The organism is Streptomyces sp. NPDC051018 (genome assembly GCF_044456085.1).
Lineage (GTDB): Bacteria > Actinomycetota > Actinomycetes > Streptomycetales > Streptomycetaceae > Streptomyces.
Genome location: NZ_JBITFN010000021.1, coordinates 127206 through 133205 on the forward strand (window position 1 = coordinate 127206; position 6000 = coordinate 133205).

At 69.3% G+C, this 6000-nt stretch carries 4 protein-coding genes and 1 pseudogene; 3 read left to right on the top strand and 2 right to left on the bottom strand.

Going from position 1 to position 6000, the window contains the following annotated elements; all coding sequences use genetic code 11:
• Window positions 1-482 precede the first annotated feature (482 nt).
• Together ACIBCM_RS28940 and ACIBCM_RS28945 are read left to right on the top strand one after the other, a co-directional pair.
• Window positions 483-1265 (top strand): annotated as a pseudogene (locus tag ACIBCM_RS28940) (ABC transporter ATP-binding protein); the annotation flags it as partial.
• A 359-nt stretch (window positions 1266-1624) separates the two neighbouring features.
• Window positions 1625-2362 carry an ABC transporter permease gene (locus ACIBCM_RS28945; protein WP_399248236.1) on the top strand — a complete coding sequence of 246 codons (738 nt, stop codon included), beginning with the start codon at window positions 1625-1627 and terminating at the stop codon, window positions 2360-2362.
• Window positions 2363-2598: 236 nt separating this feature from the next.
• On the opposite strand, the gene ACIBCM_RS28950 is transcribed toward ACIBCM_RS28945, so the two are convergent.
• Window positions 2599-3108 (bottom strand): SigE family RNA polymerase sigma factor, encoded by a 510-nt coding sequence (locus ACIBCM_RS28950; RefSeq protein WP_399248238.1) that lies wholly within the window; start codon window positions 3106-3108, stop codon window positions 2599-2601.
• Window positions 3109-3414: 306 nt separating this feature from the next.
• Here ACIBCM_RS28950 and proC point away from each other — a divergent pair, with 306 nt between their 5' ends.
• Window positions 3415-4224, top strand: a complete 810-nt coding sequence (gene proC, locus ACIBCM_RS28955) for a pyrroline-5-carboxylate reductase (protein ID WP_399248240.1) — start codon at window positions 3415-3417, stop codon at window positions 4222-4224.
• A 72-nt stretch (window positions 4225-4296) separates the two neighbouring features.
• On the opposite strand, the gene trpS is transcribed toward proC, so the two are convergent.
• Entirely contained in the window at window positions 4297-5295 is a 999-nt protein-coding gene (trpS, locus tag ACIBCM_RS28960; RefSeq protein WP_399248242.1) for a tryptophan--tRNA ligase, read from the bottom strand.
• Window positions 5296-6000: the final 705 nt, after the last annotated feature.

Below are 6000 nucleotides of genomic sequence, written 5' to 3' on the forward strand. Positions count from 1 at the left end.
AGAGCGCCCCTCACCTCGCTCCGTCGCTCACCGAGGACCCCGCCTCGGTTTCCGGGCTGAGCTGGCAGGGCCGCCTGCGGACTTGTCACGGGTAGGGGCCTGGCGGCCCTGCGGACCCTGACCGCCCTGACGGCTCCGGCGAGCCTGACGGCCCGGGCGGTCTGGGCGGTCTGGGCGCTCTGGGTGGTCTGGGTGGTCTTTCGGGGTAGCCCGTCCTCTTCCGGAACACCTGGAGTAATCGGACTCGACCCGAGGGGTCACGGTCACCGCGTCGCATGGCCACACCGGGTTGCCGGCGGTGCACGGCCGGATCGGCTCACCGGCGCCGAAAGGCAGCTACGGGTGGCGCCACCGGGCCTCCGGTGTGGAGGCGGCACGGCCCCTTGGGGGCGGCAACGGCCTGCGGCGGACCCTCCGCCCGAGCGGCCGAAAATACTACGCACGGCTTGACGGTGCACACCCCCGAGAGGAGAATTCATCACATGATGAATTCTCCTGGGTTCGCCGTGCTCGCCCGCGGTCTCGCCGTCGTACGGGGGGAGCGCACGGTCCTCCGCGGCATCGACTTCACCGTCCCGCCCGGCAGGATCACCGGCCTCCTCGGCCCCTCCGGCTGTGGGAAGTCGACCTTGATGCGGGCGATCGTCGGCACCCAGGCCAAGGTCACGGGCACGCTCGACGTTCTCGGCAGCCCCGCGGGCGACCCGACCCTCCGTTCCCGGATCGGCTATGTCACCCAGGCCCCGTCGGTCTATCTGGACCTGACCATTCGTCAGAACTTGGAGTACTTCGCCTCGGTGCTCCGACCCGGCCGGCGCCACCGCGACACCCGCAGGGAGCACGTCACCCGCGCCATCTCCGATGTGGACCTCACCTCGCACGCCGACACGCTCGCCGGGCGTCTCTCCGGCGGCCAGCGCAGCCGTGTCTCCCTCGCCGTCGCCCTGCTCGGCACCCCCGAACTACTGGTCCTCGACGAACCCACCGTCGGCCTCGACCCCGTCCTCCGCCGCGATCTGTGGGACCTCTTCCACCGCCTCGCCGACGAGCGCGGCACATCACTCCTCGTCTCCTCCCATGTCATGGACGAGGCCGAACGCTGTCACCGCCTCCTCCTGATGCGCGACGGCGAGATCCTCGCCGAAGACACCCCGGACGACCTGCGGCTGCGCACCCGCTCGGAAACCGTCGAAGCCGCGTTCCTCCGCCTCGTCGACGAGGCCAATGCCGCCACCGCCCCGGCCTTCACACCCACCGCCCGGACCAGCCCGGACGGCAACCGCCCAGAACCGGGTCGCCCTGAACCGGGCAGCCACGAACCGAGCGGCCCTGGGGCGAACGCCCCGGAAGCGATCAGTCCCGACCCCAACCACCCCGGAGCTACCCGCCACGCTGGGAATCGCGTCAACCGGACCAGCCCCCGGTCCCACAGCCCCGCCGGCAACGAGCCGTCGGCGGACGCCCTCCGAAAGAACCGCCGCTCAGTAACCCCTCCCGAAGCCAACCCATCAGAAGTAACCGGCCCCGAGGTAAACCGTCCGGAACAGGCCACACCGAGGCACGCCCCTCACGAACCCGGGCCCGCCACCCCGGAACCGGAGCACACCACCGAGGAGAACGCCCGATGAGCGCCGCCCGCACCCTCGCCACCGCCTCCCGCGTCCTGCGCCAGCTCCGTCACGACCGCCGCTCGATCGCCCTGATGCTGCTCGTTCCCTGCGGGATGCTCTTTCTGCTGCGCTATGTATTCGACGGCAGCCCCGAGACCTTCGACTCCATCGGCGCCTCCCTCCTCGGGATCTTCCCGCTGATCACCATGTTCCTGGTGACCTCCATCGCCACCCTGCGCGAACGCACCTCGGGCACACTGGAACGCCTGCTCGCCATGCCCATGGCCAAAGCGGACCTCATCGCCGGGTACGCCCTGGCCTTCGGCCTGCTCGCGGCCGTCCAATCGGTCCTCGCCACCGGCCTCGCGCTCTGGGGCCTCGGCCTGGACGTCATCGGCTCACCCTGGCTGCTGCTTGTGGTCGCCCTGCTCGACGCCCTGCTCGGCACCGCGCTCGGCCTCTTCGTTTCCGCCTTCGCCACCTCCGAATTCCAGGCGGTCCAGTTCATGCCGGCGGTGATCTTTCCGCAGCTGCTGCTCTGCGGCCTGTTCACCCCGCGCCCCAATATGCAGCCCGCCCTGGAGGCGGTCTCCGACGTCCTGCCCATGTCGTACGCCGTCGACGCCATGGCCCAGGTCCAGCGTCACGCGGACGCCACCGGAGACTTCACCAGGGACATCCTGATCGTCGCCGCCTGTGCCCTTCTGGTGCTCGCCCTGGGAGCCGCCACCCTCCGCCGCCGCACCGCCTGACCCGGCCCCACCATCGGGAGATGCCTGGGAGCCCCAGACGACGGCCGACTCCCCGGCACCGGCACCCGCGCACACCCGCCCCACCCGAACCCCCGCAACCCGTACCCCGCACAGTCGGCACTCCGCACGGCCGAGCCCCTCGACAACCCCCACCCGGCACTCCGCACCAGTCCACTCCGCACCCCACGCGGCTCGCACGGTCGGCACCCCCGTGCGGCCCACACCGACCGGGGGTCTCACACCCGGCTGTCCTCTCTCTCCTCCAGCCGCTCCGCTGGAGCGAGCAATCTGGCCAGGGTCACCCGCCCCCGTGACAGCCTCGCCTTGACCGTCCCCTCCGGCGCTCCCGTCTCCGCCGCGATCTGCTCCACGCTCAGATCACAGAGATGGTGCAGCACCACCGCCCGGCGCTGAGCCTCCGGAAGCTGCCGTAACGCCTCCACCAGCACCATGCGCTCGGGCCCCGGCCCGGGGACCCGGTCCACCCGGGGCGCATGGTGACGCATCAGTTCCAGCCACCGCCTCGCCCGCCGCCACCGGCTCACCGCGAGCCGCATCGCGACGGTCCGGATCCAGGCTTCAGGAGCTTCGGTCACCAGAAAAGAAGCACGCCGGTCCCACGCACGCACAAACGCCTCCTGAACCACGTCCTGCGCCTCGCTGTGATCGCCCGTCATCGCATAGAGCTGCCCCACCAGGCGCGGGAAGGCCGCCGCATAGAAGGCGTCGAACTCCTCGTCCGTCACCAAGGGCGGGACCGCCCCGATAACGGCGGGGTTCCGCTCACACCACACAGAAGCAATCCGGCTCCTCTCCTCTCACTCTCTCCAAGACGCAGATCCGGCCTTGCGCACTGACACACCGACCCACCTTCTCCGCCACGCTCCGGCCCCCGGGGCCCGTCTCGCAAGCCCGACGCACGCTCACCCATGGGCCCCGCGGGTCCTCCGGCCACGGCACCACCCGTACCGCCCCTCGGACCACCCCGGCACCGTCCCACCTGCGGTGCGAGGATGGCGGCACATACCCCCTCCGGCGAGGTGAACAGAGCCATGACCCACACAGTCGCAGTCCTCGGCACGGGCAAGATCGGCGAGGCCCTTCTCAGCGGCATGATCCGCGCGGGCTGGCGACCGTCCGATCTGCTGGTCACCACCCGCCGCGCGGACCGCGCCGAAGAGCTCCGCACCCGCTACGGCGTCGAACCGGTCACCAACCCCGAGGCCGCCAAGCGCGCCGACACCCTCATCCTGGCCGTCAAGCCCCAGGACATGGGCAAGCTCCTCGACGAACTCGCCCCGCACATCACCGCCGACCGGCTGGTCATCAGCGCCGCGGCCGGTATCCCCACCTCCTTCATCGAGGAACGCCTCACAGCGGGCACCCCCGTGGTCCGTGTCATGCCCAACACACCCGTACTGGTCGACGAGGGCATGTCCGTGATCTCCGCCGGAAACCACGCCACCGCCGGCCACCTCACCCACGCCGAGGAGATCTTCGGCGGCGTCGGCAAGACCCTCCGGGTCCCCGAGTCCCAGCAGGACGCGGCCACCGCCCTGTCTGGCTCGGGCCCGGCGTACTTCTACTTCCTCGTCGAGGCCATGACCGACGCGGGCATCCTGCTCGGCCTGCCCCGCGCCCAGGCCCATGACCTCATCGTCCAGGCCGCCATCGGCGCCGCCGTGATGCTCCGCGACAGCGGCGAACACCCCGTAAAGCTCCGTGAAGCCGTCACCTCCCCTGCAGGCACCACCATCAGCGCCATCCGTGAACTTGAGAACCACGGCGTGCGTGCCGCCCTGATCGCCGCCCTCGAAGCCGCCCGCGACCGCAGCCGGGAGCTTGCCTCCGGCAACGGCTGACCATCGCCCCGTTCCGCCGGCGCGGCGCCACGCCGGCGGAACGGGACGCCGCCCGGCGAGCGGACCGTCCCCTCATCCCATAGGCAGCAACCCGAACGCCGCATAGGCGGCATCCACCCTCGGCCGGGCCATCCCCCTGGCCCGCTCGGCTCCCTCCTCCAGCACCTGGTCGACATATCCGGGGTCCGAGGCCAGCTCCGCGTGCCGCTCCCGCACCGGCCTCAGCAGCTCCACCACCGCCTCGGCCACGTCCCGCTTCAAAACCCCGTACGACTCATATACACCGGCCAAGTCGATCGGGTTCCCACCTACACAGGCGGAAAGAATCTCCAGCAGATTCGCCACGCCGGGGCTGCGCTCACGGTCGTACTCGACCTCGCGCCCGCTGTCCGTGACCGCCCGCATGATCTTCTTGCGCACCTGGTCCGCGTCGTCGAGCAGATAGACGATCCCGGCGCCCGCGTCGTGAGACTTCCCCATCTTCGACGCCGGGTCCTGAAGATCCATGACCCGCGCGGCCACCTGGGGATGCGTCGCCTTCGGCACGGTGAAGGTGTGCCCGTACCGCTGGTTGAACCGCACTGCCAGATCCCGGGTCAGCTCCACATGCTGCGTCTGGTCGTCACCCACGGGAACCTCATCCGTCCCATAGGCCAGGATGTCCGCCGCCATCAGCACCGGATACGTCAGCAGCGACACCCGTACGCTCCGCCCGGCCGCCAGCGCCTGCGCGCCCTTCTCCTTGTACTGGATCATGCGCCGCAGCTCACCGTCGGTGGCGGTGCACTCCAGCAGATACGACAGCCGCACATGCTCGACCACATGACTCTGTACGAACAAGGTGCACAGCGCCGGGTCCAGGCCGGCCGCCAGCATCAGCGTCGCCGCCTGCCTGCTGAGCCTTCGCAGCCGCGCCGGATCGTGCTCCACCGTCAGCGCGTGCAGATCCACCACGCTGAACAGCGCGTCCGACTGGTGCTGGTCGACCTCGGCCCACCGCCGCATCGCCCCGAGGTAGTTGCCGAGCGTCGCGTGCCCCGTGGGCTTGATCCCGCTGAAGATCCGTGTCATCCCGCTCTCCGTCTCCTGGTCGGAGCCACCGCCCGGCGGCCGACTCCCGGAGGGAGAAACGCAGAACGGCCGCCGAGGCGGCGGCCGTTGAGTCACGCGCAGATGCCGGCCGCCGTCAGGCGGCCCACCACTGAAGGGAGCACATACGCGTAGTCATGGACCAGAGCTTACGGCACCCACCCTCAAAGTTGACACGGCACAGCGATCCTCCGTAGTGTTCTCCGAGTTGCCCGCCGTGAGCGCCGACTACGGTTGGTCCCCGGGCAGCCATTCCGCAAGACCTACTAAGAACCGACGACATCATGTCGTGTGTTCTTGGTGTGCTTTTGTGAAATGAGGATTCCGTGCTCGAAGGAGCGCGACCCCGATTAGCGTCAGGGCGAAGGATTCCGCTAAAGTCTCACTCGTCGGAACGGCCCGAGGGGTCGGAATGGCATCCCGATTTCGACCGGGAATCAGGCCCGAAAGGATCTGATAGAGTCGGAAACGCAAGACCGAAGGGAAATGCCCGGAGGGCCTGGTGAGGGTCTGATGGAAGCGTCCGTTCCTTGAGAACTCAACAGCGTGCTAAAAGTCAACGCCAGATATGTTGATACCCCGTCCTCCCGGTTTTGGTTGGGGGGATGTGGTTCCTTTGTAGAAACACAGACAGCGAGGATGCTGTGAACGGCCTGGATTTATTCCTCCGGGTCTGTTCCGCTCTCG